Raw genomic sequence first — 26,771 nt, 5'->3', positions numbered from 1 at the left:
TGGAAGGCCGCGAGCCCCACATCCCCCGCCACCGTCCAGCGAGCCTTCCCCTTGTCGAGCCCCAGCCACGTCGCCGATACCCCCATTACCGACCGCTCGCAGCTGGTGGAGGTGATCGCCTCCGGCGAGAAGCCCCGCGCGCAGTGGCGCATCGGCACCGAGCACGAGAAGTTCGGCTTCCGCCTGGATGACCTGCGCCCGCCGACGTTCGAGGGCGAACGTGGCATCGAAGCGTTGCTCAACGGGTTGGTCCGCTTCGGCTGGGAGCCGGTGCAGGAAAACGGCAACACGATCGCGCTGCTGCGGGACGGTGCCTCGGTGACGCTGGAACCGGCCGGACAGCTGGAACTGTCCGGCGCGGCGCTGGAGACCATCCACCAGACCTGCGTGGAGACCGGCACCCACCTCAACGAAGTCGCACAGGTGGCCGGCGAACTGCAGCTGGGTTTCCTCGGCATGGGCTTCCAGCCGAAGTGGAAGCGCGATGAAATGCCGTGGATGCCGAAGGGGCGCTACAAGATCATGCGCTCGTACATGCCCAAGGTCGGCTCGCTGGGCCTGGACATGATGACCCGCACCTGCACCGTGCAGGTGAACCTGGACTACGCCACCGAAGCGGACATGGTGAAGAAGTTCCGCGTGTCGCTGGCGCTGCAGCCGATCGCCACCGCGCTGTTCGCCGACTCGCCGTTCACCGAAGGCAAGCCGAACGGCTACCTGAGCTACCGCTCGCACATCTGGACCGACACCGACGCCGACCGCACCGGCATGCTGGACTTCGTGTTCGAGGATGGCTTCGGTTACGAGCGCTATGTCGACTACCTGCTCGACGTGCCGATGTATTTCTCCTACCGCGATGGCATCTACCACGACGCCAGCGGGCAGAGCTTCCGCGACTTCATGCAGGGCAGGCTGCCGGTGTTGCCGGGTGCGTTGCCGACCCTGCGCGACTGGTCGGACCACATGACCACCGCGTTCCCCGAAGTGCGCCTGAAGAAGTACCTGGAAATGCGTGGCGCCGATGGCGGCCCGTGGAGCCGCCTGTGTGCGCTGCCGGCGTTCTGGGTCGGCCTGCTGTACGACGACACCGCACTCGATGCTGCCTGGGACCTGGTGCATGACTTCACCCTGGCCGAGCGCCATGCGCTGCGCGATGGCGTGCCCAAGCATGCGATGAACCTGCCGTTCCGCAATGGCACGGTTCGCGACCTGGCCCGGGAAGCGGTGAAGATTTCGGTGGAAGGCCTCAAGCGCCGCGCGGCGCGCAATGCCGACGGCCAGGACGAGAGCAAGTTCCTTGACGTGCTGCAGGAGATCGTCGAGTCCGGCCTGACCCCGGCCGAGCGCAAGCTGGCGCTGTTCCATGGCCGCTGGCACGGCGACGTCGATCCGGTGTTCCGCGAATTCGCGTACTGATCGTCATGCGGGGTTGCCGGCCAGCGGCCGGCACTACCAGAAGAAAAACCCCGGCATTGCCGGGGTTTTTCATTTCCACATCTGCCTTGGATCAGGCGGCGTCCTTCATCGTCGCCATGTCGATCACGAAGCGGTAGCGCACATCGTTCTTCGCCATGCGTTCCCAGGCCTCGTTGACGTTCTTGATGTCGATGATCTCGACATCGCTGACGATGCCGTGCTCGGCGCAGAAGTCCATCATTTCCTGGGTTTCGGCCATGCCGCCGATCGCCGAGCCGGTCAGGTGCTTGCGGCCGAAGATCACGCTGCCACCGGTCAGCGGTGGGTCCAGTTCGGTCAGTACGCCGACCAGGCACATGGTGGCCTCGCGCTTGAGCAGGCCCATGTACGGGTTGGTGTCATGGCCGACCGGGATGGTGTTGAGCAGGAAGTCGAAGCTGCCCGCGTGCGCCTTCATCTGCGCGGCATCGCGCGAGACCAGTACCTCATCGGCGCCCAGGCGCTTGGCATCGGCACCCTTTTCCGGCGTGGTGGTGATCATCACCACGTGTGCGCCCAGTGCCTTGGCGAACTTCACGCCCATGTGGCCGAGGCCACCGAGACCGATCACGCCCACCTTCTGCCCCGGACCGACCTTCCAGTGGCGCAGCGGCGACCAGGTGGTGATGCCGGCGCACAGCAGCGGTGCGGCCGCCTTCAGGTCGAGGGTGTCGGACACCTTCACCACGAAGCGCTGCTCGACCACCACGTGGTCGGAATAGCCGCCGTAGGTCGGCGCGCCGGTTTCGCGTTCACGGCCGTTGTAGGTCCAGGTCGCACCCTCGGCGCAGTACTGCTCCAGGTCGTGCTGGCAGGCGTCGCAGTGGCGGCAGGAATCGACCATGCAGCCGACGCCGGCGTGGTCGCCGACCTTGAAGCGGGTGACGTTGCTGCCGACTTCGGTCACCCGGCCGATGATCTCGTGGCCCGGCACCATCGGGTAGATCGAGCCACCCCAGTCATCGCGGGCCTGGTGCAGGTCGGAATGGCAGATGCCGCTGTAGAGGATCTCGATGCGCACGTCGTTCGGGCCGACCGCGCGGCGTTCGAACGCGTAGGGCACCAGCGGGGCGGTATGTGAATGGGCGGCGTAACCACGGGCGAGGGACATGGGGAATCCTTGGCAGGGTTTATCGAAAGGCGCTTTACAATACGCCCCATGCCCAGTGGCAAGAAGCGCGGATATCGGCATGATTCATCAAGTGAAACTGCACAATGGCCACTGACAACCTGACCCATCTGGCCGCGTTCGCCGCAGTTGCCCGCCATCGCAGCTTCCGCCGCGCCGGTGCCGAACTGGCATTGTCGACCTCGGCGGTGAGCTATGCGATCCGCGCGCTGGAGGAGCGGCTGGGCGTGGGCCTGTTCCATCGCACCACCCGCAGCGTGGCCCTGACCGAAGCCGGGCAGCGCCTGCTGGAGCGCTTGCAGCCGGCGTTGGGGCAGGTGCACGACGCACTGGAAGAAATGAACCACTTCCGCGCCGCCCCGGCCGGCCTGCTGCGCATCAACGCCACCCGCGCGGCGGTGCCGACCCAGTTGGGGCCGCGGCTGGCGCGCTTCCTGCACGCCCATCCCGACGTGCGGGTGGAGCTGACCGAGAACGATGGCCTGGTCGACATCGTCGCCGAAGGCTACGACGCCGGTGTGCGCCTGCACGAGTTCGTACCCGAGGACATGGTGGCGGTGCCGATGGGCCCACCGCTGCGTGGCTTGATTGTCGGCTCGCCGGACTACCTGCGGCGGCGCCCGGCGCCACAGCATCCGCGCGACCTGGCCGCGCACGAATGCATCCGCTTCCGCTTCGCCAGCGGGCACCTGTACAAGTGGCAGTTCGAGCGCGGTGGGCAGGCGCTGGAGATCGATGTACCGGGGCGGCTGACCCTGTGCGAGCAGGGCACGATCGTGCGCGCCGTTCTGGATGGCATCGGCCTGGCGTACGTGCTGGAAGACACGGCAAGGCCGTACATCGACTCGGGGCAGATGGTGGCAGTGCTGGAAGACTGGAGCGAACCGTTCGCCGGCTTCGCGCTGTACTACCCGAAGCAGCGGCAGATGCCGGGCGCGCTGCGGGCGTTCGTGGATATGCTGCGGGCGTAGTGGCGGTAAGGGATGCAGTGCCGACCCACGGCCGGCACCCACCCCAATCGCTCATGTCACCAGCGCGTCGTAGCCTTCGCCACTGAACTGGATCAGGCAGAAGCCGTGGCCGAATGGATCGGCCAGCACGGCGATGCGTCCCCAGCGACGCTCGCGCACGGATTGCTCGAGTGTCGCCCCGGCTGCGACTGCACGTGCCAGCGCGGCGTCGATGTCATCCACCACCCAGTCCAGGTGCAGCGGGGTCCAGTGGCGCTCGTAGTCGCGCACGTCGCCGTCTTCGGTGGCGGCGCTGCCCGCCTCGTTCTGCAGCAGGTAGAGCGGTGTTGGCCCACCGAGCAATTCCACGGCCTCGGGGCCGAGACGGCGGTCGATGCGCAATCCAAACGCGGCCACGTAGAAGGTTTCGGCGGCGGCCAGGTCGGGCACGTCGAGGTTGACGATGAAGCTGTGGGCAGGGGCGTTCATGGCAGCGATGGGCGGCATCCGGTGGTCGCAGTCTAGTCCTGCCGCGTGCTGCCGCCGGTTCATCTGCTGCGCGCATTCGGGCAAGCTGGGCGGTCTCTATCGACAAGGACATCCATGAGCACGCTATCTGACATCGAACGGGCCACCGGCCAGTCCTTCCCGCCCCTGTTCAAGCAGTTGCATGCAGCGGGTCGGTTGAGCTGGGGTGCCCCACATCCGGAATGGTCCAAGGTGGTGTTCCCGACGCTGCAGGCGGAGCCGCCGGTGCTGCTGTACGCCCAAGAATACGAACCGCTGGAACACGATGAACTGCGCGAGGCGTGGCAGGAACTGACCGCCGAGGATCATTACAACCCCCTGCGCACGGACCTGCAGCTGCTGCCGTTTGCGCGGACGGGTGGCGGCGACAGCTACTGCTTCTGGAGCAACGCGCCTGGTGTTGCCGAACCGCCGGTCGTGCTGGTGTGGCATGACGATGATCGTGCCTATGTGCTGGCCGCCAACTACCAGGACTTCCTGTTCCGCAAGATGGTCGAAGCAGTTGCCGACTACCAAGCGACCTACACGCTGCTTTCGCATGGCGAGCTGGCCAGCAATCTGCAGCGCTGGCTGCACAGCCATCAACCGTTCCTGCGCGATGACCAGTACGCGGCGTTGCAGCGGCTGTTCGCCCGTGTTGACGCTATTGCCGAGGGACGTATCAGCGACGAGGATGCGCAGGCCATCGTCGCTGAAGTGATCGGCTTCGAGCGGTTGGACCAGTCGTTCGCCTACGTGCGCGAGGACGCCTGATCCAAGGGTCGGAGCCCCCCCTGTGGCGGGGATCCGACCCCGTGCGGGATCAGCCGGCGGCTGGGTAGTCGAGGTAACCCGCTTCGCCGCCGCCGTAGTAGGTGGCGCGGTCCGGCGTGGCCAGCGCGACGTTTCGCTGCAGGCGCTCGACCAGGTCCGGGTTGGCGATGAACGGTTGGCCGAACGCGGCCAGGTCGATGGTGCCCGCCTCGACCCGCTGCAGCGCGCGTTCGCGGGTCATGCCACCGGCCAGGATCAGGGTGCCGCCGTAGGCCTGCTTGAACTGCTGCAGGAAGGCCTCGCCCAGCACCGACTGGCCCGCCTGCAGGTTGTCGTTGAGATGCGCGTAGGCCAGGCCGCGTTTGCCCAGTTCCCCGGCCAGGTACAGATAAGTGGCCTCGTTGTCGGGGTAGAACGGCATGTCGAAGGTGAGGTTGTTCGGTGCCAGGCGCACGCCGATACGGTGGGCACCGATGCGCTGCGCCATCGCATCGACGGTGTCCAGGATCAGGCGCGCACGATTGGGCAGTGAACCGCCATAGCGGTCTTCGCGCTGGTTGATGAGCGGGTTGAGGAACTGTTCGAACAAGTAGCCGTTGGCAGCATGCAGCTCGATGCCGTCGAAGCCGGCCGCGATGGCGTTCTCCGCGCCGCGCACGAAGTCGTCGACGATGCCGGGGATCTCTTCGGTGGCCAGCGCACGCGCCGGAGTGGGATCGGCATGGCCGCGGCTGCCGTCGTCCAGGTAGACGAACGAGGTGTTCTTCGGTGCGCTGGCGACCGGGCGAGTGCCAGCGCTGACCGGTTGTCCGCCATCGGGCTGCAGCGAGGCATGCGACATGCGGCCCACATGCCAGAGCTGGGCGAAGATCGTGCCTTGGGCAGCATGCACGGCCTCGGTCACCTGCTTCCAGCCCGCCACCTGCTCGGCCGACCAGATGCCCGGCACGTCGATGTACCCCTGGCCCTGCGGCGAGACCGGGGTGCCTTCACTGATGATCAGCCCAGCGCTGGCGCGCTGCTGGTAGTACTGCGCGGTGAGCGCATTGGCGACCGAGCCGGGGTTGCGGGCACGGGTCATCGGGGCCATCACGATGCGGTTGCGCAGGAGGGTGCCTGACAGGTCGAAGGGGCGGAACAGGGTGGCGGTCATGTCGGTCATCTCGGTGCGGGGGGAGGAGCGCCAGCGGCGCGATGCCCACAGGATGGAGTTGACATGCGGGCGCATAAAGCGCTTCGATCTCCCTGAGCGTGGGACTATTTGTCCCCAATGTGGGGGAAAGAATGCTGCCGCTGGAATCGTTGAATGGCCTGGTGACCTTCGTTACCGCGGCCCGCTCGGGCAGCTTCACCGAAGCGGCCGATGCACTGGGCGTCTCACGCTCGGCGGTGGGCAAGGCCATCGCCCGGCTGGAAACGCGGCTGGGCGTGCGCCTGTTCCACCGCACCACGCGCCGCATCGCGCTGACCACCGACGGCGAGGCGTACTACGCGTCGTGTGCGGCGGCGCTGGAAGAAATCTCCGCCGCCGAGGCCTGCCTGGGTTCGGCCGGCCTGCCCAGCGGGCGGCTGCGCATCGACATGCCGTCCTCGTTCGGGCGGCTGGTGGTGTTGCCGGTGCTGCTGCGGTTGTGCCGGCAGTACCCGGACCTGCAGCTGACGATGACCTTCACCGATCACTTCGTTGATCCGGTCGAAGAGGGCATCGACCTGCTGATCCGTTTCGGTGGGCTGCACCACGCAGAGCACCTGGTCGCGCGCCGGCTGGGTCGCCAGCGCCTGGTCACCTGCGCATCGCCGGAGTACCTGCAGGCGCATGGTGTGCCTGCGACCGTGGAGGAACTGGCACAGCACCGCAGCATCGTCGGCTTTCGCCACGGGCAACCGGTGGCGTGGCGGATTGGCAGTGATGATGCCGAAGGAACGTTCATCCCGAATGCGGCCTACCAGCTCAACGACGGCGATGCAGTGATCGACGGCGCCATTGCTGGGCTGGGCATCTGCCAGATGCCGGAGTCACTGGTGCGCCGGCACCTGGAATCCGGCGCGCTGCACTCGGTGCTGGATGCGCACATGCAGCGGCATATCGACATCCATGCGCTGTGGCCGCCAACCCGCCACCTGCGGCCGAAGGTGCGTTATGTGGTGGATGAGCTGGCGCGGCTGGCGGCTCAGGGATTGTTTGACTGAGCCGGAGCTGCCACGTCGGGTGCGCCATCGAGCGTGTTGCGGGGCGGGAACGCCATCATCCCTGCCAACTGGCAGTACGCGGCAGCATCCAGGAAGGTGGTGGGCACATGGTCCTCAAGCTGGCGGACTTTGCGCAGTCCTTCGATCGGTTCGAGGATGGCCGGAAAATTCTTGTCCTGCTCGTCCAGGACGCGGTCAAGCCGGTCTTTCAGCGGGCTCTTGTAGAAGAAGTCCGGCAGCACGATGCACATCTGGGTGCCGGGCCGCGAGGCGATCTCGCGCATCGCCGTTTCGAATGCGTCGGCATGTTCGGCATCGTCGATGCGCAGCTGCAGGTCCTCCGCCTCGCCGACCGGGCGGTAGTACACGCTGCCCGGGCGGAACAGGAAGGTATACAGATGCGTTCCTTCCACCTTGTACGTCTTTGGTGAGCGTTGCCGCTGCAACTCGGTGGGGAGTGGCACTGAGCGCCCGTCGGCCAGCAGCAGCCTGGCGTTCATGCCGCAACTGCTGCCGTCGGTACCGAACGATACTTCGTAGTCCAGGCCGGGTTCCGGCGTCAGCAGGAGCGAGGGCGGCAGTGTAAAGCGCAGGTCGCGAACGCTTTCGCCCGCCGGAACGCAGCGACGATTGCCCTCGAAGTTGGCCATCACATTGACCAGCTGGCCCGGCACCAGTGCGAATTCGCGATAGAAGGGCTTGCGGATACCGCCCAGCGTACCGGTGGCGAATGACTCGGGCATGCCGATCGAGGTGCTTTCATTGCCGGTGGCCAGCGAGGCGAGCGTGCTGAACACACCCTTGGACGCCTTGCTCTCCACCCTGACCACCTCGGCTTCGGCGCCGCTGCGCGTGTGGTTCTTGCGCATCGCCAGATACTGGCCATTGGCGCTGAACAGGCGGATGCGCGCCGATTGCTGCAGATCCACCTGGGCCGCCGCGTCAGTGGGGGCCTGCCCGGCCAGTGCGGGGAATGCCAGGGCCATGGCCAGGCAGGCGGGCAGCAGGGAACGCACCATCATCAGAACTCCGTGTCATTGCCGGCGACTCATTCGCCATCAGGCACCGGATAGCGGCTGCGTGGCGGGGTTCTTTAGCCCGGCTCTGCCGGCGGATCGCGATGGCGGCGGGGAGCGTCGGTGGCACTGGCAGGGTGGCCGTGTATACTATCCCCCAGTATAGTTTCGAGGTGGCCCGCCATGCCGCACTCACCCGAAGAGAAGAAGAAGGTCCTGGCTCGCGTGCGCCGCATCCGCGGCCAGTGCGATGCGCTGGATCGCGCGCTCGAAGCTGGCGCCGACTGCGGGCCGGTGCTGCAGCAGATCGCCGCCATCCGTGGCGCGGTCAACGGCCTGATGTCCGAGGTGATGGAAGCCCATCTGCGCGAGGAGTTCGGCCAGCCCGCCGCCTCCGACGAACAACGCGCCGAACGCGTGCGCGACATGAGCGCGTTGATCCGCTCGTACCTGAAATAAACGACGGCGCAACAGTGCGCCGTCCATCCTGTTACTGCCTGTCCTTGGAGAAGCCACCATGAAGTCCCGTGCCGCCGTCGCCTTTGGTCCCGGCCAGCCGCTGCAGATCGTCGAGATCGACGTCGCCCCGCCGAAGAAGGGCGAAGTGCTGGTGAAGATCACCCATACCGGTGTCTGCCACACCGATGCGTTCACCCTGTCCGGCGATGATCCGGAAGGCCTGTTCCCGGTGGTGCTGGGCCATGAAGGCGCCGGCATCGTGGTGGAGGTGGGCGAGGGCGTGACCAGCGTCAAGCCGGGCGACCACGTGATTCCGCTGTACACCGCCGAGTGCGGCGAGTGCCTGTTCTGCAAGAGCGGCAAGACCAACCTGTGCGTGTCGGTGCGGGCCACCCAGGGCAAGGGCGTGATGCCCGATGGCACCAGCCGCTTCAGCTACAACGGCGAGCCGCTGTACCACTACATGGGCTGCTCGACCTTCAGCGAGTACACCGTGGTGGCCGAAGTCTCGCTGGCCAAGATCAACCCGGACGCCAACCCGGAGCACGTCTGCCTGCTCGGCTGCGGCGTCACCACCGGCATCGGCGCGGTGCATAACACCGCCAAGGTGCAGGAGGGCGACAGCGTAGCGGTGTTCGGCCTGGGGGGCATCGGCCTGGCGGTGATCCAGGGTGCGCGCCAGGCCAAGGCCGGCCGCATCATCGCGGTGGACACCAATCCGTCCAAGTTCGAACTGGCGCGCGAATTCGGCGCCACCGACTGCATCAACCCGAAGGACTTCGACACGCCGATCCAGCAGGTCATCGTTGAAATGACCACCTGGGGCGTAGACCACAGCTTCGAGTGCATCGGCAACGTCAACGTGATGCGCGCGGCGCTGGAATGCGCGCACCGTGGCTGGGGCCAGAGCGTGGTGATCGGCGTGGCCGGTGCCGGGCAGGAGATCTCCACCCGCCCGTTCCAGCTGGTGACCGGCCGCAAGTGGATGGGCACTGCCTTCGGCGGCGTGAAGGGCCGCAGCCAGCTGCCGGGCATGGTCGAAGACGCGATGAAGGGTGATATCGAACTGGCGCCGTTCGTCACCCACACCATGGAACTGGACAAGATCAACGACGCCTTCGACCTGATGCATGAAGGCAAGTCGATCCGTTCGGTGGTCCATTACTGAGCCGCGTCATGGGCTGGCTGGATGCCCTGCGCCGGCCGCGTGCGGAAGACCCGCGCGCGGCCCTGGTGGCGCCGATCGAGCAGGCGCTGCGCGCGCTGGGCTGGGTCGAGGGCGACGTGGGTCCGCCGCGCGCGGTGGATTCACCTTTCGGTATCGACGAGATGCCGTTCGAGCACTGGCTGGCACAGGTGTTCCTGCCGCGCCTGCACGAAGCCCGCGCCGACGGCCAGTGGCCACCGCGCAGCGACGTGGCGGTGGCGGCGTACCGCAACCTCGACGGCCAGCCCGGTGTCGAGCCGCTTCTGCACCTGCTTTCGCAGCTGGATGAACTGATCAATAGACGCGCCGGCTGAGGCCGGTGCGCAGGAGAGCCTGATGGAACGCATTGAACACCGCGCCTGTTTCGGTGGCTGGCAGGACGTCTACCGCCATCATTCGACCACGTTGGGCTGCGACATGCAGTTCGCCGTGTACCTGCCGCCGCAGGCGGAAACGCAGACGCTGCCGGTGCTGTACTGGCTGAGCGGGCTGACCTGCACCGAGCAGAATTTCATCACCAAGGCGGGCGCGCAGCGCTATGCGGCCGAACACGGCGTGATCATCGTCGCGCCAGATACCAGCCCGCGCGGTGATGACGTGGCCGATGCCGAAGGCTACGACCTCGGCAAGGGCGCGGGGTTCTACCTCAACGCCGCCCGCGCGCCCTGGGCGAAGCACTACCGCATGCATGACTACGTAGTGCACGAGCTGCCGGCGCTGATCGAAGCGGAGTTCCCGGCGACCGGCGCACGCGCCATCAGCGGTCATTCGATGGGCGGTCACGGTGCGTTGGTGATCGCGCTGCGCAACCCGGGGCGCTACCGCAGCGTGTCGGCGTTCTCGCCGATCGTCGCGCCCAGCCATGTCCCGTGGGGGCAGAAGGCGTTCACTGCCTATCTGGGTGACAACCCGGCCGACTGGGCGCAATGGGACGCCTGCGCACTGATTGCCGCGGCCAGCGAGCGGCTGCCGTTGTTGGTCGACCAGGGTGAGGCGGACGAATTCCTGCAGACCCAGCTGCAGCCGCAGCGCCTGCAGGAGGCCTGCGCGTCGGCCGGCCATCCGCTGACCCTGCGCCTGCAGCCGGGCTACGACCACAGCTACTACTTCATCGCCAGCTTCATCGGCGAGCACATCGCCCACCACGCCCGCGCCCTGCACGGCTGACGTCTGTCCGGTAGTGCCCGCTGGCCGGCAACCCGCCGCCGCGTGATTCCCTCGGATGCCGGCCAGCGGCCGGCACGACCGTGGCGGTGCACGCGGAGCGTCGTTTCGCCGCAGTGGATCACGCCGCTGTGGCGTACCGGTCCATCACCCCCACGCGCTGCACGCCTGAGGCCTTTCCGGTAGTGCGGCCGCTGGCGGCAACCCGCCGCCGCGTGATTCCCTCGGATGTTAGCCAGCGGCCGGCACGACCGTGGCGGTGCACGCGGAGCGTCGTTTCGCCGCAGTGGATCACGCCGCTGTGGCGTACCGGTCCATCACCCCCACGCGCTGCACGCCTGAGGCCTTTCCGGTAGTGTAGGCCGCTGGGCGGCAACCTGCCGCCGCGTGATTCCCTCGGATGCCGGCCAGCGGCCGGCACTACCGTGGCGGTGCACGCGGCGTATTGTTTTGCCGCAGTGGATCATGCCGCTGTGGCGTGCCGGCCCATCACCCCCACACGCTGCACGTCTGAGGCCTTGCCGGCACTACCGTGGCGGTGCCCGCGGCGTGTTGTTTTGCCGCAGTGGATCACGCCGCTGTGGCGTGCCGGCGCGCTATCGTGCGCCCATACGGCCTTGCGGATGGGGGAAGGCATGCCGGTAGTGCTGGCGCTGCTGTATGTGCTGTGCCATGGGCTGGTGCTGGCCCTGTGGCCCGGTCCCGCCGGGGCGGGTTCCTTCGTTTTCCTGACCGGCGCCCCGCTGCTGGCTGCGGTCGCCTGCCTGTGGCGGGCCCGCCGCGACCGCGCGGCACTGGGGTGGCGCGCCACGGCACTGGCCCTGCTGCTGTGGGCCGGCGGCATGGCGTTCAACATGATTGATGCCCTGGGCGCCGGGCGTGCCGATTTCACCCCGCGCGCAAGCCTGTTCCTTTACGTGCTTTACGGTGTGCCCCTGGTGTTCATCCTGGCCCGGGCGCGCCGGGAACGGGTCAGCATCAGCCTGATCGATGCGGCGATGGCGGCGCTGTTGGGCGTGCTGTTCTTCGTGCACGCGCAGTCGTTTGCCGCCCGCGTTGACATCGACGACCACGCGCTGGCCAACATGCAACGCATGTTCGATATCCAGAACCTGTGCATCGCCGTGTTCGCGGTGGTGCGCTGGCTGGCCGGCGACGTCCTCGAGCGGCGCACCTTTTTCCGCGCGCTGGCGATGTATGCGGTGACCTACCTGTTGGTGGCGTACTACATCAACCACTACACCTCCGGCGATGCGTTCGGTGCCTATGCCGACCTGCTGATCGATCTGCCGTTCCTGCTGCTGGCGCTGCTCGCACTCAGCCAGGCACCGGCGCGGGTCCTGGCGCCGCATCCGCGGATGGCGCGCACGGTGCAGGCGGCCGGCCCGATGATCCTGCCGCTGCTGCTGCTGGTGGTAGGCACGCTGGTGGTCGACCACGCCCGGCCCCTGGCCGTGAGCGGGTTCGTGGTGGCGACGCTGGGGTTCGGCCTGCGCAGCATCCTGTTGCAGGTGGACCTGATGGAACGGCAGGCCTCGCTGGACCAGTTGGCGCGCCAGGATGGCCTGACCGGCGTGGCCAACCGGCGCGAGTTCGACGCGCTGCTGCTGGCCGAGTGGAACCGCGCACGGCGCAGTGGCACCGAGCTGGGCCTGCTGCTGTTGGATATCGATCATTTCAAGGCCTTCAACGACCGCCACGGCCATCCCGCCGGCGACCGCTGCCTGCAGGCCGTGGCAGCGGTCCTGAAGGCGAGCGCCGGCCGCGCCGGTGACCGTGTCGCGCGCTACGGCGGCGAGGAATTCGCGGTGATCGTGCCCGGAAGTGCGCTGTCGGGCGTGCTAGCACTGGCCGAGCGCCTGCGCGAGGCGGTGGCGGCGCTGCCGCTGCCGGAAGGGTCGGTCAGCATCAGCATCGGCGTGGGCTATTTGCATCCGCCAGCGATGGCCAGCGCCGATCAGCTGCTGGCCGACGCCGATGCCGGCTTGTATGCCGCCAAGCGTGCCGGCCGCAACCAGGTGGTCCTGCATGCGCACGTGCTGGATGACGAGGGCAACGCGCACGGAACCATGGACTGTTGAGCGGACCAGCCCTTAGTGCCGGTCGCTGGCCGGTACCTCCTCGGACGCCGCGGTTGCCGGCCAGCGGCCGGCACTAGCACGGCATGGCCTCAACGCACGTCGCGCAGTTCCCAGTGGCTGCCGGCCAGCAGGCGCAGGCGCTGCTTGAACACATCGCTGTCGATGCGGGTGGTGGCCACCAGGTTGATGCGCAGGTCCTTCTGCTCACCGGTCACGGTGGCCTCGGGATCGGTTGCGCCCCACTGCGGCTCCACTGCATCCGGGTCGGGCTGCTTGGCCTTCCAGCGTTCGAACAACGTGCCGCTGCGCAGGGCATCCTGCAGCTCCTCGGCGAAGCCGGCGGCGCCCTGCGAATGGAAGGACAGGTCAGGGTCGTTGCCGCGTGCCTTGGACGGGTCGGGCAGGCTGATGTGGTACTGCGCAGGCATGGTGTTCTCCTTGAAGTGCGGCAAGGCTGGCACAACCGCGGTGGAATCGATGTGCAGAGTTCCGCCGCGGTTGGCCTTCATTCAAACCGATGCGGTCCATCGGCAAAGCCCACGGTGACCGCGCCCTTGCCGACGTTGACCATGCCGGTCAGGCTCATCACCGTTTCGTACACGGTTACGCCGTGGCCGGCGCAGACGTCCTTCATCTGGGCGTAGCCGGGCAGGGCGCGCAGCTCGTCCAGTTCACCGCCGTAGCTGATGCACACCGTCGGTGTCATCAGCCCGGCGCGCACGCGCTGGCCGACCACCGCAAACAGCTTCTGCACGGCGTTGTCGAAACCCTTGATCTTGGCCACCGGCCCGGTCTCGCCGCGGTAACCGTGCAGCACCGGCTTGATGTCCAGCGCGCTGCCCAGCGCCGCGCTGAGCAGGCCGACACTGCGGTCACCCTTGTGCCGCGCACGTGCGCGCATGTAGTACAGGTCGCGGGTGACCATGTAGCCGTGCACGTTGCCGGCCAGTTCTTCCAAGCGTTCGCGGATCTGCTGCACGCTGGCGCCACTGGCGCGCAGGCGTACCGCTTCCACCGCAGTCACCGCCTGCGCGGCGAACAGGTTCTGGGTGTCGAGCACGCGCAGCGCGAACGGCGAGTTGTGGCCGGCCGCCTGCCGCACCGGCTTGTAGTCGTTGAGGATGGCGAAGCTGGCCTGCAGCGCGTTGTCGTGGATCGGGCTGCGGGTCTTGGTGATGGTCATGCAGAACACGTGGTCGTAGTCGATCACCAGTTGCTGCAGGAACAGGTCGCGGATCTGGTTGACGCTGAAGGGAATGGTCTCCGCCTCGGCGCCGTGCTCGGCCACGTGCGCGTGCAGGAAGCTCAGGGTGGCCTGCTCATCGCGATGATCGGCCAGCACGGCTTCGCCGATCCGCACGGTGATCGGCAGCAGCACGATGTTGTGCTCGGCAATGAAGTCCTGCGGCAGGTCGCAGGCCGAGTCGACGACGATTCCGATGCGCATCCGCGGCTCCCCCTCCAGGGCGGTTGTAGGTTCGGAAACGTGAAATCTATCTCAAAATCTGGCGTGGCGCGCGCGGCAAATACGCCACGCCCTGTTCAGCGACTGCGCTGCACCGCCACCGGAAGCTCGGCCAGGCGCTGCCATTCGGGCTGCTGCAGCAGGTCCGGGTCGGCCAGCACCGCCGCCATCAGCGGGTGGGCATCGTTGCCCCAGAACAACTCGCCATCGATGGCCAGGGTGGGGACGCCGAACACGCCGGCGGCAATGGCGGCCTCGGTGTTGCGGCGCAGTTGCTCCTTGACCGCCGGCGCGGCGATGGCACTGGCGACATCCTCGATCCCCAGCCGCGCAGCCGGTTCGCGCAGGGCCTCGGCACTGTCGCCCGCGTGCCCCTCGCGCCAGATCCAGTCGAACAGCACGTCTACCGCTTGCGTGCCGGCGCCAGCAGCCAGGCACAGCCGCAGGGCGGACAGCGGGTTGAACGGATGGCCCGGCGGGAAGTGCAGCGGCGTGCCCTCGGCCTGCGCGGTCCACAGCAGCTGGCGGTACATGAAGCGGCGCTTGGCCGGAATCTCGGCCGGCCCGAGATTGCCCAGGTGGTGCAGCACGGCGCCAAAGGCGATCGGCACCGGCTGGATCCGCGGGAACTGGGGCAGCTGCTTCAGCTTTTGCCAATGCAGGTAGGAGTACGGCGAAACGAAGTCGAAATACCAGCGCAGGGTGGCCATGGTGGTGTCCTTCAATGCGGTCAGGGCTGCGCGTTGCGCTGCAGGTAGCGGTCACGCAGTTCGGTCTGGCGCGAGCGCATCGGCATCGCCCGGCCGCCCAGCCAGACCTGTTCGGCATAGTGCGCCACGTCCAGCGGGTCGCCCTCCCACAGCACCAGGTCGGCACGCTTGCCCGGCTCGATGCTGCCGATCTGGTCGGCCACGCCGAACGCCTGCGCCGGCACCCGGGTCAGCCCGGCCAGGCCGTCGGCCCAGGGCAAGCCGTTGGCCACGGCATTTCCGGCCAGCTGGCGCATCTTGCGTGCGTTGTGCGAAGCATCACCACGCTGCACGAACGACACGGCCACGCCGGCCCGTTGCAGGCGTGCCGCGTTTTCCAGCGTAGCGCCGATCTGGTCGAAGCTGGCCGGCAGGTTGGACAGCACGTCGACGAAAACCGGCACCTGCGCGGCTGCCAGCTCCGGTGCCAGCTGCCAGGCTTCGCTGCCACCGGCAATGGCGATCTTCACCTTTTCGCGGGACGCCCAACGCAGCAGCTGGCGGATGTCCGCGGCGCGGTCCACCTCCACCACGATGCGGCCCTGGCCGGCCAGGTAACGGCCCAGCGTGCGGCGCCCGGCCGGCGTCAGCAGCGCGTGCGGCGAGTCGGCGGCAACCTGGCCGCGCGCCTCGTCCACCATCTGCTGCAGCAGCATCCACTGCGCAGCGCGCGAGTGTCCGGTCAACTCCACCGCAGCCGACCCCAGCCGCAGGAACAGCGCGCGCGGGCCGAGCGGGTCGGCGCTGCCGTCCAGCCGCATCACACCGCCCTGGCCAGCAACGAAGCCGCCACCGGTGGCGGCCCCCAGCGCAGTGAAGCCGATGCCATCCAGGCGCGCCACCGGGATCAGCACCGAGGCCGGGTTGTAGGCCAGGGTGACATCGAATTCGGGGCGCAACGGTTGTTCGCCGATCTTCAGCGTGCTGTCGACCGTGCTCGCTTCGCCGGAGACTTCTTCGATGCCGATCTCGGTGATGCCCCCGAACAGCGCCGGCGTCAGCGGGCGCCCATCGGCGTCGACCACGGTTGTGCCGGCCGGGGCGGACAGGCCGCGGCCGACCGCGCGGATGATGCCGCCCTGCACCAGTACGTCCGTGCCCTGCAGGCTGCCGCGCGCGCTGGCCGTATGCACGGTCGCGTTGCGCACCAGCAGGTCCTGCGCCTGTGCGGATGCGGAAAGGCAGGCCAGCACCATGACCGTCGCGCCGAGCCATGCCCGGCGGCCCTTCGCCGCAGACTGCGCCAACTGCTTGAGCGCCACCATCAGTGCACCTCCTGGCCAAGCTGGAAATCGGAACGTGGCGTGGCCGCAGGTACGCTGCGGTCGTACAGCCGGCGGCCGTCGATGAAGACCTGCTCGGCCAGCGCGTAGGAGCTGAAGGGGTTGCCGTTCCACACCACCACGTCGGCCATCTTGCCGGCCTCCAGGGTGCCGGTCTGGCCTTCGATGCCCAGCGCCTTGGCGGCGTTGGCGGTCATCCAGGTGATGGCGTGTTCGGGGGCGATCTCCGGCATGTGCGCACGGCGCGCGGCCGCGATCACCTTGGCCGCTTCCTGGTTCAGGCGCTGGATGCCTTCGGGCGAATCGGAATGGACGATGGCGCAGCTGTTCCTCGGCCGGTCGACCAGTGCGATGTTCTCCGGGATGCCATCGAAGGCTTCCATCTTGAAGCCCCACCAGTCGGCCCACAGCGCACCGCAGACGCCGTCGGCGGCCAGCCGGTCGGCCAGCTTGTAGGCCTCCACGCCGTGGTGGAAGGCCGCCACCTTGAAGCCGAATTCCTTGGCCAGGTCGAGCATGGTGGCCATCTCGTCGGCGCGGTAGCAGTGGATGTGCACGCGGATGTCGCCTTCGATCGCGCCGGCCAGCGTGTCCAGCTTGAGATCGCGCTTGCCGCCGGCATCACCGGCGCTGTCACCCTTGTCGCTGCCGAACCAGCCCTTGCGCTTGGCCGGCTTCGGTTTGTTCTTGGCGATGTAGTCGGCGGAATCGATGAAGGCGGCACGATAGCCGGCGACGTTGCCCATCCGCGTGGCCGGGGTCACGCCCTTGCCTTCGCCGTAGACCCGCTTGGGGTTCTCGCCACAGGCCATCTTCAGTCCCCACGGTGCGCCGGGAAACTTCATCGCCTGGTAGGTGATGGCGGGGACGTTCTTCAGGGTCACGCCGCGGCCACCGACCAGGTTGGCCGAGCCCGGCAGCACCTGCATGCTGGTCACGCCGCCGGCCAGCGCGGTGGCAAAACCCGGGTCCTGCGGCCAGACCGAGTGCTCGGCCCAGACGTTGGCGGTGACCGGCGCGGTCATCTCGTTGCCGTCGCTGTGCGCGCCGACGCCCGGGCTGGGGTACACGCCCAGGTGCGAGTGCACGTCGATCAGGCCGGGGGTGACCCACTTGCCCTGCGCATCGATGCGGGTGACACCGGCGTCGGCCTGCAGCTGGCGGCCCACGGCGGCGATCCGGCCCTCGCGCAGCAGCACGTCGGAGTTGTCCAGGCGCTGGCCGGTGCCGGTCAGCACGGTGGCGTTCTGGATCAGCACCGGCGCATCGGGATGCGCCTGGTAGGTGCTGGGGTAGGGATCGGCGACGAAGCGCGAGGCGCCTGTCGCGGGTGCGGTTGCCAGTGAGAGCAGCGCCAGCCCCAGGCTGGTGCGCAACAACGGTGATGCCATGCAGTTCCCCTCGCAGCGTGATCCAGCCGCCGACGCTAGCCGGGCGATGGCGGGCTTGCCAAGTGACCTTCTTCACAGGCCTGCCGACGGTCGCTCGACGGCACCGGCCGGGTGGCTGAAACTATGCGGTCCCCCGCCGTACCGGACTGCCCATGAAGAGCAAGCAGGAAATCGTCGACAACTGGCTGCCGCGTTACACCGGCGTGCCGCTGGACCAGTTCGGCCAGCACATCCTGCTGACCAATTTCGGCGGCTACCTGCACACCTTCTCCGCGCTGACCGGGGCCCCGGTCATCGGCCTGGACCGGCCGATGGCCAGTGCCACCATCGATGGCATCACCATGATCAACTTCGGCATGGGCAGCCCCAATGCCGCGATCATCATGGACCTGCTGTCGGCGGTGATGCCCAAGGCGGTGCTGTTCCTGGGCAAGTGCGGTGGCCTGAAGCGCAAGAACCAGCTGGGTGACCTGGTGCTGCCGATCGCGGCGATCCGCGGCGAGGGTACTTCAGGTGACTACCTGCCGCCGGAAGTGCCGGCGCTGCCCGCCTTCGCGCTGCAGCGTGCGGTCTCGACCATGATCCGCGACCTTGGCCACGACTACTGGACCGGTACCGTCTACACCACCAACCGCCGGGTCTGGGAGCACGACGAGGCCTTCAAGGAGCGGCTGCGGGCGATGCGCTGCATGGCCATCGACATGGAAACCGCCACCGTGTTCGCCGCTGGCTTCGCCAACCACATTCCCAGCGGCGCACTGCTGCTGGTGTCGGACCAGCCGATGATCCCCGACGGGGTCAAGACCGAGGCCTCCGATGCCAAGGTCAGCTCCCAGTTCGTGGAAAACCATATCCAGATCGGTATCGAGGCGCTTAAGCTTATCCGGCGCAACGGCAAGTCGGTCCGCCACCTGCGCTTCGACGAATGATGATGATGGCCTGGCGCGGCGCGCCGGCCCTGGGGAGTAGGTAATGGACGTTGCCGCGCACGTGGTGGAATTCTGGAAAGAGGCGGGCCCTGCGAAGTGGTTCGCCCGCGACGACGCGTTCGACGCGCAGTTCCGCCAGTTGTTCCTGGATGAGCATTACGCTGCGGCATCGCGCGCGCGCGAGCATTGGCTGGGCAGTGCCGAGGGCGCGCTGGCGCTGATGCTGCTGCTGGACCAGTTCCCGCGCAACTGCTTCCGCGGTACCGCCCACTCCTATGCCACCGATGGCCTGGCCCGGCACTACGCCATGCGCGCCATCGAGGAAGGCCTGGACCTGCAGCTGGTGCCGAAGCTGCGCGCCTTCATCTACCTGCCGTTCGAGCATTCCGAGGACCCGCTGGACCAGGACCGCTCGGTGGCGATGTTCGACGTGCTGGGCGACAAGGAATACCTGCAGTACGCCGAACTGCACCGCGACATCATCCGCCGCTTCGGTCGCTTCCCGCACCGCAACGCCGTGCTGGGGCGCATCCCCTCGCCGGAGGAACTGGACTACCTGGCCGAGGGCGGATTCGCCGGCTGAAAAAAGGGGACGGAGGGGATTAAGTCGTTTATGCCACAAACGACTTAATCCCCTCCGTCCCCTTTTTAGGGGTCAGATCGCCTTTCCGCAGGAAAGGGCTCTGACCCCGGGCCTTCAATCAGTACTTCGGCACGCCGTTGTCGACGTCTTCCGACCAAGCGTTGATGCCACCGGTGACGTTGAACACCTTGGTGAAGCCCAGGGCGCGGAACTGCTCGGCGGCCTGCGCGCTACGGCCACCGTGGTGGCACAGGAAGGCCAGCGCGGTGTCCTTGGGCAGGGCCTCCAGCGCGGCGCGGCCGTTGCCGTCGAAGGTCTTGAACGGCACGCCCACGGCAGCGATCTCGCGCTCATCGGCCGGGCGCACGTCCACCAGGGTGATGGTGCCGGCGCGCACCAGGTCGTCGGCATCGCGCACGCTGATTTCCTGCACCGGCTTGGGCGCATTCGGGTTGTCGATGGCCAGACCCTTGCCGCGGATGTCGTCCACCCAGTCGATGGTGATGCCGTTGGCGCGACGGGCGCTGGCCAGGTCGAACTGCACGCGCAGGCCGTTGGACTCGGCGGCAATGGCGCCTTCGTCGTGCGGGGCCAGCTGGAAGTTCGGCTGGAAGCGCGCGTCGATGGTCAGCTGCAGCGCAGCGCCCGGGGCATCGGCCAGCGCGCCCTTGAGCATTTCCACGGCGGCCGGGGTGACGGTGATGCTCGGCGGGGTGCGATCCGGAGCGGCCAGGCCGAGCACGCTGCTCAGCTCGCCGCTGGCGGCCATCTGCAGCACGATGTCGCTGCCACCGACCAGTTCGCCGTCGATGTACAGCTGCGGGATGGTCGGCCAGTCGCCATAGGCCTTGATGCCTTCACGGATTTCCTGGTCGGCCAGCACGTTGACGTGGGCGAACTCGACGCCGAGGTCCTGCAGGGCGCCCACGGCCTTGGCCGAGAAACCACACTGCGGCATCGACGGCTGGCCCTTCATGAACAGCACGACGCGGTTGGCGTTGAGGATGGATTCGATGCGCGAACGCAGGGCGGGATCGAGGGACATGGACGTCGGGGTTCCGGGAATTCGAATCATCAATTCTACCCCTCATGGCATCATGGGGGATGAGCAACGCAGGAACATTGCATCGCATCCCGACCCGGCCCTGGCGCTGGCTGCCCTGGCTGGTGGCGTCGCAGCTGGCGGTGATCCTGGTCTGGGCCCTGGCCGGCTGGCGCTGGGGGCTGCCCGTGATGGTGGCCAGCCACGCACTGTTCCTGGTGCCGGTATTCCTGCCCAACAGCCGCTTCTACGCGCCGGTGCTGAGCCGGTTGCCGGAGGCCGGCAACAGCGTCTGGTTGACCATCGATGACGGTCCCGGCCCGGAAACCCGCGCCGTGCTCGACCTGCTGGACCAGCACCAGGCCCGCGCCACCTTCTTCCTGGTGGGCGAGCGCGCGCTGGCGCAGCCGGAACTGGTGCAGGAGATCCTGCGCCGCGGCCACGACCTGGGCAACCACAGCCGCAGTCATCCACAGGCGCGCTTCTGGCGGCTGGGCCCGGCAGCGATGCGTGCCGAGATCGAGGGCTGCCAGCATGCGCTGCAGGCGGTGGGCGGTCGTCCGGTGCGCTGGTACCGCTCGGTGGTCGGCATGACCAATCCGTTCGTGGCGCCGGTGCTGAAGGCGCTGGGACTGGCGCGCGTGGGCTGGAGCGCCCGTGGCTACGACGGTGTCGGCTGCACGCCGGAGGGCGTGCTGTCACGGCTGTTGCCGGACCTGCGCCCGGGCGCCATCGTACTGCTGCATGAGGGCGCCGCCCACGGCCACAACCTGGCGATCATCGCGCGCGTGCTGCAGGTGCTGGACGAGCGTGGGCTGAAGGCGCGGCTGCCGGTCCCGTAACGCCAGCCTGGTGATATGGAGCAGCCGAGCATGGGCTCGGCGCTGCAAGGGTTGGCGATCATCCTGTAGTGCAGCGCGGCCACATGCTGCGCTCGGCGCTACGACCCGGGGCGTTCGGCCACCAGCAACCAGCTGTTGAACGGCGTGCGCCCGTGCAGGGCGCGCGGTGCCGTCACCGTCAATCCGGCCTCGGCCAGTGTCGCCTGCAGCACCTGCGGGTCGGGGTAATGGCGCGGTCGCGTGCCCATCCAGCCGACCAGCCAAGCCAGCCGGTCCGCCACCCGCGTGGTGCGGTCGCGGCCATCGCCGGTGGCCAGCGGCGTGCGCAGCAGCAGGCGACCACCGCGGGCGACCCGGGCACTGGCCGCGCGCAGCAGCGCCTGCTGTGGGCCCGCATCCAGGTACTGCAGCACATCCAGCAGCAGCACGTGCCCGGCCTGCGCAGGCAGCGGAGCCTGCACGTCCAGGCAGTTGAAACGCACAGCGGGCAGGCCGGCGGCGGCACGCTGCGCACGGGCAATCTTGCCGGCGTCCACGTCCACGCCCAGGTAGGGCTGGGAGCCGCCGCGCTGGCGCAGCACGTGGGCGAACAGGCCCAGCCCGCAGCCCAGGTCCAGCACCGGTTGCCCGTCGCCAGGCAGGTGCTGCAGCACGCCGTCATACAGCGGGTCGCTGCCCAGCTTGCTGCGGGTGTAGTAGTAGTCGCGGCGGCTGGCCCAGGCGTGCGCGGGGCGGAATGCCTCGGCGATCGCACGGGCCTGCGGTGCGGCCAGGGGAGTGCAGGGCAGGGGCGAGCCGTTCCGTGGCGTGCCGTCCATCGCCTCAGTCCGTTCCGCCAAGCAGGTGCGCGGCGACCGGCAGTGCGCGAGCGCTCCACAGTGCGTACATCCGGGCCGACGGGTGCAGGCCATCGTCGGCGATCATCGCCGGATTGCCTCCCTGGTCACGGCTGATGTCGGTGATGTCGACGAAGGCCACGCCCTGCTGGGTGCAGATCACTTCGGCGGCCGCGTTGAATTCGTCGGTCTCGATCTCGATCGCGGCCAGGTCACGGCCGCTGCCGATACCGAACGGGGTTGCGCCCCAATCGGGGAAGGACAGCACCAGCACGCGCCCGGGACGGCCACCGGCCAAGCCGATCGCCCGCTGCAGCAGGGCCTGGAACTGCACGCGGTACTCGTCCAGCGGTCGGCCGCGGTACTGGTTGTTGACGCCGATCAGCAGGCTGACGAAATCGAACGGGCCCTGCGGCGCGGCCGCATCGATGCCGGCGTCCAGCTCGTCGGTGGTCCAGCCGGTGGTGGCGATGGTCTGCGGGTCGGCCAGCGCCACATCCTGCGCACGCAGGGCGGCGGCCAGCTGGTGCGGCCAGCGGCCTTCGACGGCAACCGCTTCACCGATGGTGTACGAGTCGCCCAGCGCCAGGTAGGACAGCGCCACGGCTCAGGCCACCGAGCGGCGCGGCTTCAACGGCACGACCTTGGTCGCGTCCTCGGCACGGCGGGCCAGCACGCGGTCGATGCGGGCAAACACATCGCGCATCACCGACGCTTCCGGCAGCAGGGTCACGCGGAAATGATGGCGGTACGGCACATTGAAGCTGGAACCCGGCACCACCAGCACGCCTTCGTTGTTCATCAGGTCCAGTGCGAAATTGTGGTCGTCGAAGCCCTTGGCGGCGGCACCGACCACGGCTGGGAATGCGTACAGCGCACCGGCCGGCGCGACCAGCGACAGGTGCTCGCTGGCTGCGCAGGCCTCGATCACGGCGCGGCGGGTTTCATACAGCCGCCCGCCCGGGGTGCACAGTTCGGAGATGGTGTCCGGGCCGTTCACTGCGGCCTCGATGGCGTACTGGCCCGGCACGTTGGCGCACAGGCGCAGTGCGCCCAGCAGGTCCAGTGCAGCGCGGAAATCGCCCAGGCGTGCGTCATCGCCACTGAGGTGGGCCCAGCCCACGCGCCAGCCACAGGCGCGGTGCACTTTGCTCAGGCCACTGAAGGTCAGGCACGGATGGTCGCCGGCCAGCGGCGCGACCGGCTGGAACACCGCATCGTCGTACAGGATCTGGTCGTAGATCTCATCGACCAGCAGCAGCAGGTTGTGGCGGCGCGCGATCTCGACCACGCGCTCCAGCAGTTCGCGCGGGTAGCTGGCGCCGCTGGGGTTGTTCGGGTTGATCAGCACGATGGCGCGGGTGCGCGAGGACACCAGCGTCTCGATCTCGCTCGGGTCCGGCTGGAAGCCGTTCTCGGCGGCGCAGCGGTAGTAGACCGGGCGGCCATCGTTGAGGATGGTCGAGGCCGACCACAGCGGGTAGTCGGGTGAAGGCACCAGCACTTCGTCGCCTGGGTTGAGCAGGGCGCGCAGCGACAGGTCGATCAGTTCACTGACGCCGTTGCCGACGAACACACGGTCAGGATGCGCATCCGGCGCGCCACGGCGGGCGTAGTACGCGGCGATGGCTTCGCGTGCCACCGGCAGGCCCTGCTGGTGGGTGTACGGGTCGGTGCGGCCCATGTCATCGGCGATCGCGCGCTGCAGGTGTTCGGGTGCACGGAAACCGAAGTTGCCCGGGTTGCCGATGTTGAGCTTGATCAACTTGCGGCCCTGCGCCTCCAGCTCCCGGGCTCGCCGCGCCAGTTCTCCGCGGATTTCGTAGCGCACTTCGGAAAGGCGCTCGCGGATGGCCAGGGGCTTGGGCGAGGGGGTGGACATGGGGCTGGGCCGTCAGTGGCGTGGGGTTTCCATCCTACCGGAATTGCTGCAGCGCATGGCAAGGGCTCCGGGCTTGTCATTGCTGGGCTGGCAGGGGGCTGGCACAGGTAGAATGGCGGCGATGACCCAGACCCCCGATTTCATCGCCCTGCAGACCATCGGTTGGCCCTGGCCGGGCCCGGCGCAGCAGGCCGACTGGCAGGCCGTGATGGCCACGCACCCGCAGGCCCGCCCGGCCCGGGTGATCGAACAACACCGCACCCACTACGTGGTGGCCGATGGCCCGGATGCGTCGATCAAGGCCGAATCGCTGCCGGAATGGCAGCGCCCACGCTTCCCCAGCCACGAGCGGCCTGCAGTGGGCGACTGGGTGCTGCTCGACGGCATCCGCATCGTTGCGCTGCTGCCGCGCCGTACCGCGATCAAGCGTGGCGCCGCCGGCGAGCACTACCACCAGCAGGTGATCGCGGCCAACATCGATACGGTGTTCATCGTCTGCGGCCTGGATGCCGACTTCAATCCGCGCCGCATCGAGCGCTACCTGCTGCTGGTCGGCGGTGGCGGTGCCGAACCGGTGGTGGTGCTGACCAAGGCTGACCAGACCGAGTACAGCGAGGATGCGCTGGCGGTGCTGGAAGAGCTGGAAATGCAGGGTATCGCGCTGCATGCGATCAACGGCCTGGATGCCGACAGCGTGGCGGTGCTGCAGCCATGGCTGGGCCCGGGCCGCACCGTGGTGCTGGTCGGTTCCTCCGGAGCCGGCAAATCCACGTTGACCAACACCCTGCTTGGCGAGCAGCGCATGAAGACCAATGCGGTGCGTGCCAATGATTCGCGCGGTCGCCACACCACCACGCACCGTGCGCTGATGCCGCTGCCGACCGGCGCCTGCCTGATCGATACGCCGGGCATGCGCGAGCTGAAGCCGACCGGCGAAGAGACGCTGTCCGAAGGGGGCTTCGCCGATATTGAAGCGCTGGCCGAACAGTGCCGGTTCCGCGACTGCTCGCATCACCAGGAACCGGGCTGTGCGGTACGGGCGGCGATCGAGGCCGGCGAGATCGAAGAGAGCCGGCTGCTGAACTACTTCAAGCTGAAGGAAGAAGTGGCGGCCGCTGCCGCCAAGCTGGCGGTACGCCAGGCCGAAACCGCGCAGGAGCGCGGCGGCAGGAAGGGCAAGGGCCAGCAGTTCCGCCCGGCAGGCAAACCGCGCCGGCGTTGATCGGTATCGCGGGGTCGGATCCCATTGCACCGTAATGGGTTCTGACCCCTGCAATGAATCTGCGTCTGCCTGCTTCGGCTGGGTGCCAACCACGGTTGGCACCTACCAACGCGCGGGCAGGGCGTTATAGTCCGCGCATGGAACCGACCGCGACGCTGGACCGTGAGGTGGCCCACCATGCAGCGCTCGATGCGCGCCTGGTCGAGGCCGTGGGCGGCATCCGCCTGCTGGGGCTGACCAGCTGGCCGGCCACGGTGCAGGCACCGTTCCTGGACAGCGTGGCGCGCGGCCAGCCGGTGCTGCCGAAAGTGGATTACCCCCGGCTCGACTTCAGCGAAGAGCGCCGTGCGCTGGCCGCGATCGCTGCCGACTGCGATGACAGCCACCCGCTGGGCCACTATGTGCAGCAGTCGGCGCAGAGCTGGGACCTGGCCGCGCAGCTGCTGGAAGGGCTGGGCACTGCCGCCGTCGATACCTGTTCGGTGCAGCTGTTCGGTGCCCCCGAGCAGCCGCTGCCGGGCAATGGCCCGAGTACGCGCGACGCGGCGCGCCACTTCATCCAGATCGCCGCCGAACTGGACCACGAGCTGCTGGCGCCCGAAGAGCAGGTGCCGGTCTCGGCCATTGCCCTGCAACTGCAGCTGCAGAACGATCTGGATGCGTTCTTCGAATCGCGCATCATCCAGGTGCAGCTGGACCCGGAACTCGTTTCCAAGGCCGCCGCCGGCCCGACCCGCATCCGCCTGCGCACCAGTGCGCGCTTCAGCGCCTACGACCGCGCGCAGCTGTTCCACCATGAAGCGCTGGTGCACTCGCTGACCGCATTGAATGGCCGCGGCCAGCCGGTACTGCCGAGCCTGGCGTTGTCCTCGCCACGGGTGACGGCGACCCAGGAAGGGCTGGCCACGTTCGCCGAGCAGATCACCGGCAGCATCGACATCGAGCGCCTGAAGCGGATCAGCCTGCGCACCGAAGCGATCGCGATGGCACGCGAAGGCGCCGACTTCATCGAAGTGTTCCGCTACTTCTGCGATGCCGGGCAGAACCCGGAGGAGAGTTTCGCCTCGGCACAGCGCGTGTTCCGCGGGGTGCCGCCCAGCGGCGGCCTGGCGTTCACCAAGGATACGGTGTACCTGCGCGGGCTGGTGTCGGTGCATACCTTCTTCCGCCACATGCTGGCCGAGGATCGCCTGCAGGTCTGCCGCTGGTTGTTCGCCGGCAAGATGAGCCTGGCCGATGCGATCGCGTTCGCGCCGTTGTTCGAGGCGGGGGTGTTGAAGCCGCCGCGCTGGCTGCCGCACTGGGTGAGCCGGGCGAACGGCCTGGCCGGGATGCTGGCGTTCTCGCTGTTTGCCAACCGCATACGGATGGACCAGCTGGCGCCGGAATGAAATGCGTTGGCGGGATGATGCGCTGGCGCCTCGATGGATATCGCTGGGCGGCGGTGGGGCACCCTGGCCAGGACACGCCGTAAACCCATCCATGGGGGCTCGATCGGCGCATCCATGCGCCTCACGGTCCTGGCCAGGGTGCCCCACCGCCGCCAGACAGTTTCCCGCGCGGGCGGCAGCACATCACCGTGCCGAAGGGATTGCGCTTGAAAAGCAAAGAGCCG

Annotated in this window: 27 protein-coding genes; 14 read left to right on the top strand and 13 right to left on the bottom strand. The window is 68.0% G+C overall.

What is annotated here, in order from left to right; translation table 11 throughout:
• Positions 1-51 precede the first annotated feature (51 nt).
• Complete coding sequence (locus tag NSQ78_RS18160) at positions 52-1,416, top strand: glutamate--cysteine ligase (protein WP_053506211.1); 1,365 nt, start codon at positions 52-54, stop codon at positions 1,414-1,416.
• A 91-nt stretch (positions 1,417-1,507) separates the two neighbouring features.
• Here the strand turns inward: NSQ78_RS18160 and NSQ78_RS18155 are convergent, their stop codons facing one another.
• The gene (locus tag NSQ78_RS18155) at positions 1,508-2,566 is read right to left on the bottom strand and encodes an NAD(P)-dependent alcohol dehydrogenase (RefSeq protein ID WP_064239176.1); all 1,059 of its coding nucleotides are present in this window, start codon (positions 2,564-2,566) and stop codon (positions 1,508-1,510) included.
• A gap of 104 nt (positions 2,567-2,670) precedes the next feature.
• On the opposite strand from NSQ78_RS18155, the gene NSQ78_RS18150 reads away from it, so the two are divergent.
• Positions 2,671-3,555, top strand: a complete 885-nt coding sequence (locus NSQ78_RS18150) for a LysR family transcriptional regulator (protein ID WP_049470402.1) — start codon at positions 2,671-2,673, stop codon at positions 3,553-3,555.
• Between the two features lie 51 nt (positions 3,556-3,606).
• Here NSQ78_RS18150 and NSQ78_RS18145 read toward each other — a convergent pair whose 3' ends face one another.
• Positions 3,607-4,023: a VOC family protein gene (locus NSQ78_RS18145; protein ID WP_064239685.1), complete on the bottom strand. Its 417-nt coding sequence runs from the start codon at positions 4,021-4,023 to the stop codon at positions 3,607-3,609.
• Between the two features lie 114 nt (positions 4,024-4,137).
• Here NSQ78_RS18145 and NSQ78_RS18140 point away from each other — a divergent pair, with 114 nt between their 5' ends.
• Complete coding sequence (locus tag NSQ78_RS18140) at positions 4,138-4,815, top strand: SMI1/KNR4 family protein (protein ID WP_064239175.1); 678 nt, start codon at positions 4,138-4,140, stop codon at positions 4,813-4,815.
• A gap of 49 nt (positions 4,816-4,864) precedes the next feature.
• On the opposite strand, the gene NSQ78_RS18135 is transcribed toward NSQ78_RS18140, so the two are convergent.
• On the bottom strand, positions 4,865-5,968 hold the full coding sequence (locus NSQ78_RS18135; RefSeq protein ID WP_064239684.1) for an alkene reductase: 1,104 nt from the start codon (positions 5,966-5,968) through the stop codon (positions 4,865-4,867).
• 131 nt (positions 5,969-6,099) lie between these two features.
• On the opposite strand from NSQ78_RS18135, the gene NSQ78_RS18130 reads away from it, so the two are divergent.
• Positions 6,100-7,005 (top strand): LysR family transcriptional regulator, encoded by a 906-nt coding sequence (locus tag NSQ78_RS18130; RefSeq protein WP_057495009.1) that lies wholly within the window; start codon positions 6,100-6,102, stop codon positions 7,003-7,005.
• On the opposite strand, the gene NSQ78_RS18125 is transcribed toward NSQ78_RS18130, so the two are convergent.
• Positions 6,987-8,027, bottom strand: a complete 1,041-nt coding sequence (locus tag NSQ78_RS18125) for a hypothetical protein (RefSeq protein WP_064239174.1) — start codon at positions 8,025-8,027, stop codon at positions 6,987-6,989. The genes NSQ78_RS18130 and NSQ78_RS18125 overlap by 19 nt on opposite strands.
• Before the next feature lie 177 nt (positions 8,028-8,204).
• Between NSQ78_RS18125 and frmR the strand changes: the two genes are divergently transcribed.
• The 5 genes from frmR to NSQ78_RS18100 all read left to right on the top strand — a co-directional run bounded on the left by frmR (position 8,205) and on the right by NSQ78_RS18100 (position 12,932).
• Positions 8,205-8,480: a formaldehyde-responsive transcriptional repressor FrmR gene (gene frmR, locus NSQ78_RS18120; protein WP_005411009.1), complete on the top strand. Its 276-nt coding sequence runs from the start codon at positions 8,205-8,207 to the stop codon at positions 8,478-8,480.
• A gap of 58 nt (positions 8,481-8,538) precedes the next feature.
• Positions 8,539-9,648, top strand: coding sequence for an S-(hydroxymethyl)glutathione dehydrogenase/class III alcohol dehydrogenase (locus NSQ78_RS18115; protein ID WP_053461366.1), 1,110 nt, complete (start codon positions 8,539-8,541; stop codon positions 9,646-9,648).
• An 8-nt stretch (positions 9,649-9,656) separates the two neighbouring features.
• Positions 9,657-10,001 (top strand): YqcC family protein, encoded by a 345-nt coding sequence (locus NSQ78_RS18110; RefSeq protein WP_064239173.1) that lies wholly within the window; start codon positions 9,657-9,659, stop codon positions 9,999-10,001.
• A 22-nt stretch (positions 10,002-10,023) separates the two neighbouring features.
• A complete protein-coding gene (fghA, locus tag NSQ78_RS18105; RefSeq protein WP_049470427.1) occupies positions 10,024-10,854 on the top strand; it encodes an S-formylglutathione hydrolase in 831 nt (276 codons plus the stop codon).
• A 632-nt stretch (positions 10,855-11,486) separates the two neighbouring features.
• A complete protein-coding gene (locus tag NSQ78_RS18100) occupies positions 11,487-12,932 on the top strand; it encodes a GGDEF domain-containing protein (protein WP_064239172.1) in 1,446 nt (481 codons plus the stop codon).
• 89 nt (positions 12,933-13,021) lie between these two features.
• On the opposite strand, the gene NSQ78_RS18095 is transcribed toward NSQ78_RS18100, so the two are convergent.
• The 5 genes from NSQ78_RS18095 to NSQ78_RS18075 all read right to left on the bottom strand — a co-directional run bounded on the left by NSQ78_RS18095 (position 13,022) and on the right by NSQ78_RS18075 (position 17,820).
• The gene (locus NSQ78_RS18095) at positions 13,022-13,360 is read right to left on the bottom strand and encodes a hypothetical protein (RefSeq protein WP_049469108.1); all 339 of its coding nucleotides are present in this window, start codon (positions 13,358-13,360) and stop codon (positions 13,022-13,024) included.
• Positions 13,361-13,437: 77 nt separating this feature from the next.
• Positions 13,438-14,379: a DegV family protein gene (locus tag NSQ78_RS18090; protein ID WP_049469102.1), complete on the bottom strand. Its 942-nt coding sequence runs from the start codon at positions 14,377-14,379 to the stop codon at positions 13,438-13,440.
• Between the two features lie 95 nt (positions 14,380-14,474).
• The gene (locus tag NSQ78_RS18085) at positions 14,475-15,107 is read right to left on the bottom strand and encodes a 2-hydroxychromene-2-carboxylate isomerase (RefSeq protein ID WP_064239171.1); all 633 of its coding nucleotides are present in this window, start codon (positions 15,105-15,107) and stop codon (positions 14,475-14,477) included.
• Positions 15,108-15,127: 20 nt separating this feature from the next.
• The gene (locus NSQ78_RS18080; protein WP_064239170.1) at positions 15,128-16,411 is read right to left on the bottom strand and encodes an amidohydrolase family protein; all 1,284 of its coding nucleotides are present in this window, start codon (positions 16,409-16,411) and stop codon (positions 15,128-15,130) included.
• Positions 16,411-17,820: an amidohydrolase gene (locus NSQ78_RS18075; RefSeq protein WP_064239169.1), complete on the bottom strand. Its 1,410-nt coding sequence runs from the start codon at positions 17,818-17,820 to the stop codon at positions 16,411-16,413. Before NSQ78_RS18075 ends, NSQ78_RS18080 begins: the two co-directional genes overlap by 1 nt.
• Positions 17,821-17,972: 152 nt before the next feature.
• On the opposite strand from NSQ78_RS18075, the gene NSQ78_RS18070 reads away from it, so the two are divergent.
• A complete protein-coding gene (locus NSQ78_RS18070) occupies positions 17,973-18,749 on the top strand; it encodes an AMP nucleosidase (RefSeq protein ID WP_005419211.1) in 777 nt (258 codons plus the stop codon).
• A 43-nt stretch (positions 18,750-18,792) separates the two neighbouring features.
• Positions 18,793-19,332: a DUF924 family protein gene (locus NSQ78_RS18065; RefSeq protein ID WP_049469087.1), complete on the top strand. Its 540-nt coding sequence runs from the start codon at positions 18,793-18,795 to the stop codon at positions 19,330-19,332.
• Positions 19,333-19,450: 118 nt separating this feature from the next.
• On the opposite strand, the gene grxD is transcribed toward NSQ78_RS18065, so the two are convergent.
• On the bottom strand, positions 19,451-20,377 hold the full coding sequence (grxD, locus tag NSQ78_RS18060; protein ID WP_057494598.1) for a Grx4 family monothiol glutaredoxin: 927 nt from the start codon (positions 20,375-20,377) through the stop codon (positions 19,451-19,453).
• A gap of 59 nt (positions 20,378-20,436) precedes the next feature.
• Here grxD and NSQ78_RS18055 point away from each other — a divergent pair, with 59 nt between their 5' ends.
• A complete protein-coding gene (locus NSQ78_RS18055) occupies positions 20,437-21,216 on the top strand; it encodes a polysaccharide deacetylase family protein (RefSeq protein ID WP_064239168.1) in 780 nt (259 codons plus the stop codon).
• 98 nt (positions 21,217-21,314) lie between these two features.
• On the opposite strand, the gene NSQ78_RS18050 is transcribed toward NSQ78_RS18055, so the two are convergent.
• The 3 genes from NSQ78_RS18050 to NSQ78_RS18040 are packed head-to-tail and all read right to left on the bottom strand — an operon-like array spanning position 21,315 to position 23,934.
• Positions 21,315-22,034 carry a class I SAM-dependent methyltransferase gene (locus NSQ78_RS18050; RefSeq protein WP_064239167.1) on the bottom strand — a complete coding sequence of 240 codons (720 nt, stop codon included), beginning with the start codon at positions 22,032-22,034 and terminating at the stop codon, positions 21,315-21,317.
• Positions 22,035-22,038: 4 nt separating this feature from the next.
• Positions 22,039-22,656: an SGNH/GDSL hydrolase family protein gene (locus NSQ78_RS18045; RefSeq protein WP_057494595.1), complete on the bottom strand. Its 618-nt coding sequence runs from the start codon at positions 22,654-22,656 to the stop codon at positions 22,039-22,041.
• 3 nt (positions 22,657-22,659) lie between these two features.
• On the bottom strand, positions 22,660-23,934 hold the full coding sequence (locus tag NSQ78_RS18040; protein ID WP_049469076.1) for a pyridoxal phosphate-dependent aminotransferase: 1,275 nt from the start codon (positions 23,932-23,934) through the stop codon (positions 22,660-22,662).
• A gap of 112 nt (positions 23,935-24,046) precedes the next feature.
• Between NSQ78_RS18040 and rsgA the strand changes: the two genes are divergently transcribed.
• Both rsgA and NSQ78_RS18030 read left to right on the top strand, forming a co-directional pair.
• On the top strand, positions 24,047-25,156 hold the full coding sequence (gene rsgA / locus NSQ78_RS18035; protein WP_049469074.1) for a ribosome small subunit-dependent GTPase A: 1,110 nt from the start codon (positions 24,047-24,049) through the stop codon (positions 25,154-25,156).
• 137 nt (positions 25,157-25,293) lie between these two features.
• On the top strand, positions 25,294-26,547 hold the full coding sequence (locus NSQ78_RS18030; RefSeq protein WP_049469072.1) for a flavohemoglobin expression-modulating QEGLA motif protein: 1,254 nt from the start codon (positions 25,294-25,296) through the stop codon (positions 26,545-26,547).
• Positions 26,548-26,771: the final 224 nt, after the last annotated feature.

This window comes from Stenotrophomonas sp. FSL W7-1447 (genome assembly GCF_037966425.1).
Taxonomy (GTDB): Bacteria; Pseudomonadota; Gammaproteobacteria; order Xanthomonadales; family Xanthomonadaceae; genus Stenotrophomonas; species Stenotrophomonas pavanii.
Note: the sequence above shows the minus strand (reverse complement) of the source record. Positions and strands in the feature narration are given on the sequence as shown.

Coding starts and splice junctions, on each gene's coding strand:
- NSQ78_RS18155 (WP_064239176.1), bottom strand. CDS start 2,566: ATGTCCCTCGCCCGTGGTTACGCCGCCCATTCACATACCGCCCCGCTG.
- NSQ78_RS18150 (WP_049470402.1), top strand. CDS start 2,671: ATGGCCACTGACAACCTGACCCATCTGGCCGCGTTCGCCGCAGTTGCC.
- NSQ78_RS18145 (WP_064239685.1), bottom strand. CDS start 4,023: ATGAACGCCCCTGCCCACAGCTTCATCGTCAACCTCGACGTGCCCGAC.
- NSQ78_RS18140 (WP_064239175.1), top strand. CDS start 4,138: ATGAGCACGCTATCTGACATCGAACGGGCCACCGGCCAGTCCTTCCCG.
- NSQ78_RS18135 (WP_064239684.1), bottom strand. CDS start 5,968: ATGACCGCCACCCTGTTCCGCCCCTTCGACCTGTCAGGCACCCTCCTG.
- NSQ78_RS18130 (WP_057495009.1), top strand. CDS start 6,100: ATGCTGCCGCTGGAATCGTTGAATGGCCTGGTGACCTTCGTTACCGCG.
- NSQ78_RS18125 (WP_064239174.1), bottom strand. CDS start 8,027: ATGATGGTGCGTTCCCTGCTGCCCGCCTGCCTGGCCATGGCCCTGGCA.
- frmR (WP_005411009.1), top strand. CDS start 8,205: ATGCCGCACTCACCCGAAGAGAAGAAGAAGGTCCTGGCTCGCGTGCGC.
- NSQ78_RS18115 (WP_053461366.1), top strand. CDS start 8,539: ATGAAGTCCCGTGCCGCCGTCGCCTTTGGTCCCGGCCAGCCGCTGCAG.
- NSQ78_RS18110 (WP_064239173.1), top strand. CDS start 9,657: ATGGGCTGGCTGGATGCCCTGCGCCGGCCGCGTGCGGAAGACCCGCGC.
- fghA (WP_049470427.1), top strand. CDS start 10,024: ATGGAACGCATTGAACACCGCGCCTGTTTCGGTGGCTGGCAGGACGTC.
- NSQ78_RS18100 (WP_064239172.1), top strand. CDS start 11,487: ATGCCGGTAGTGCTGGCGCTGCTGTATGTGCTGTGCCATGGGCTGGTG.
- NSQ78_RS18095 (WP_049469108.1), bottom strand. CDS start 13,360: ATGCCTGCGCAGTACCACATCAGCCTGCCCGACCCGTCCAAGGCACGC.
- NSQ78_RS18090 (WP_049469102.1), bottom strand. CDS start 14,379: ATGCGCATCGGAATCGTCGTCGACTCGGCCTGCGACCTGCCGCAGGAC.
- NSQ78_RS18085 (WP_064239171.1), bottom strand. CDS start 15,107: ATGGCCACCCTGCGCTGGTATTTCGACTTCGTTTCGCCGTACTCCTAC.
- NSQ78_RS18080 (WP_064239170.1), bottom strand. CDS start 16,411: ATGGTGGCGCTCAAGCAGTTGGCGCAGTCTGCGGCGAAGGGCCGCCGG.
- NSQ78_RS18075 (WP_064239169.1), bottom strand. CDS start 17,820: ATGGCATCACCGTTGTTGCGCACCAGCCTGGGGCTGGCGCTGCTCTCA.
- NSQ78_RS18070 (WP_005419211.1), top strand. CDS start 17,973: ATGAAGAGCAAGCAGGAAATCGTCGACAACTGGCTGCCGCGTTACACC.
- NSQ78_RS18065 (WP_049469087.1), top strand. CDS start 18,793: ATGGACGTTGCCGCGCACGTGGTGGAATTCTGGAAAGAGGCGGGCCCT.
- grxD (WP_057494598.1), bottom strand. CDS start 20,377: ATGTCCCTCGATCCCGCCCTGCGTTCGCGCATCGAATCCATCCTCAAC.
- NSQ78_RS18055 (WP_064239168.1), top strand. CDS start 20,437: ATGAGCAACGCAGGAACATTGCATCGCATCCCGACCCGGCCCTGGCGC.
- NSQ78_RS18050 (WP_064239167.1), bottom strand. CDS start 22,034: ATGGACGGCACGCCACGGAACGGCTCGCCCCTGCCCTGCACTCCCCTG.
- NSQ78_RS18040 (WP_049469076.1), bottom strand. CDS start 23,934: ATGTCCACCCCCTCGCCCAAGCCCCTGGCCATCCGCGAGCGCCTTTCC.
- rsgA (WP_049469074.1), top strand. CDS start 24,047: ATGGCGGCGATGACCCAGACCCCCGATTTCATCGCCCTGCAGACCATC.
- NSQ78_RS18030 (WP_049469072.1), top strand. CDS start 25,294: ATGGAACCGACCGCGACGCTGGACCGTGAGGTGGCCCACCATGCAGCG.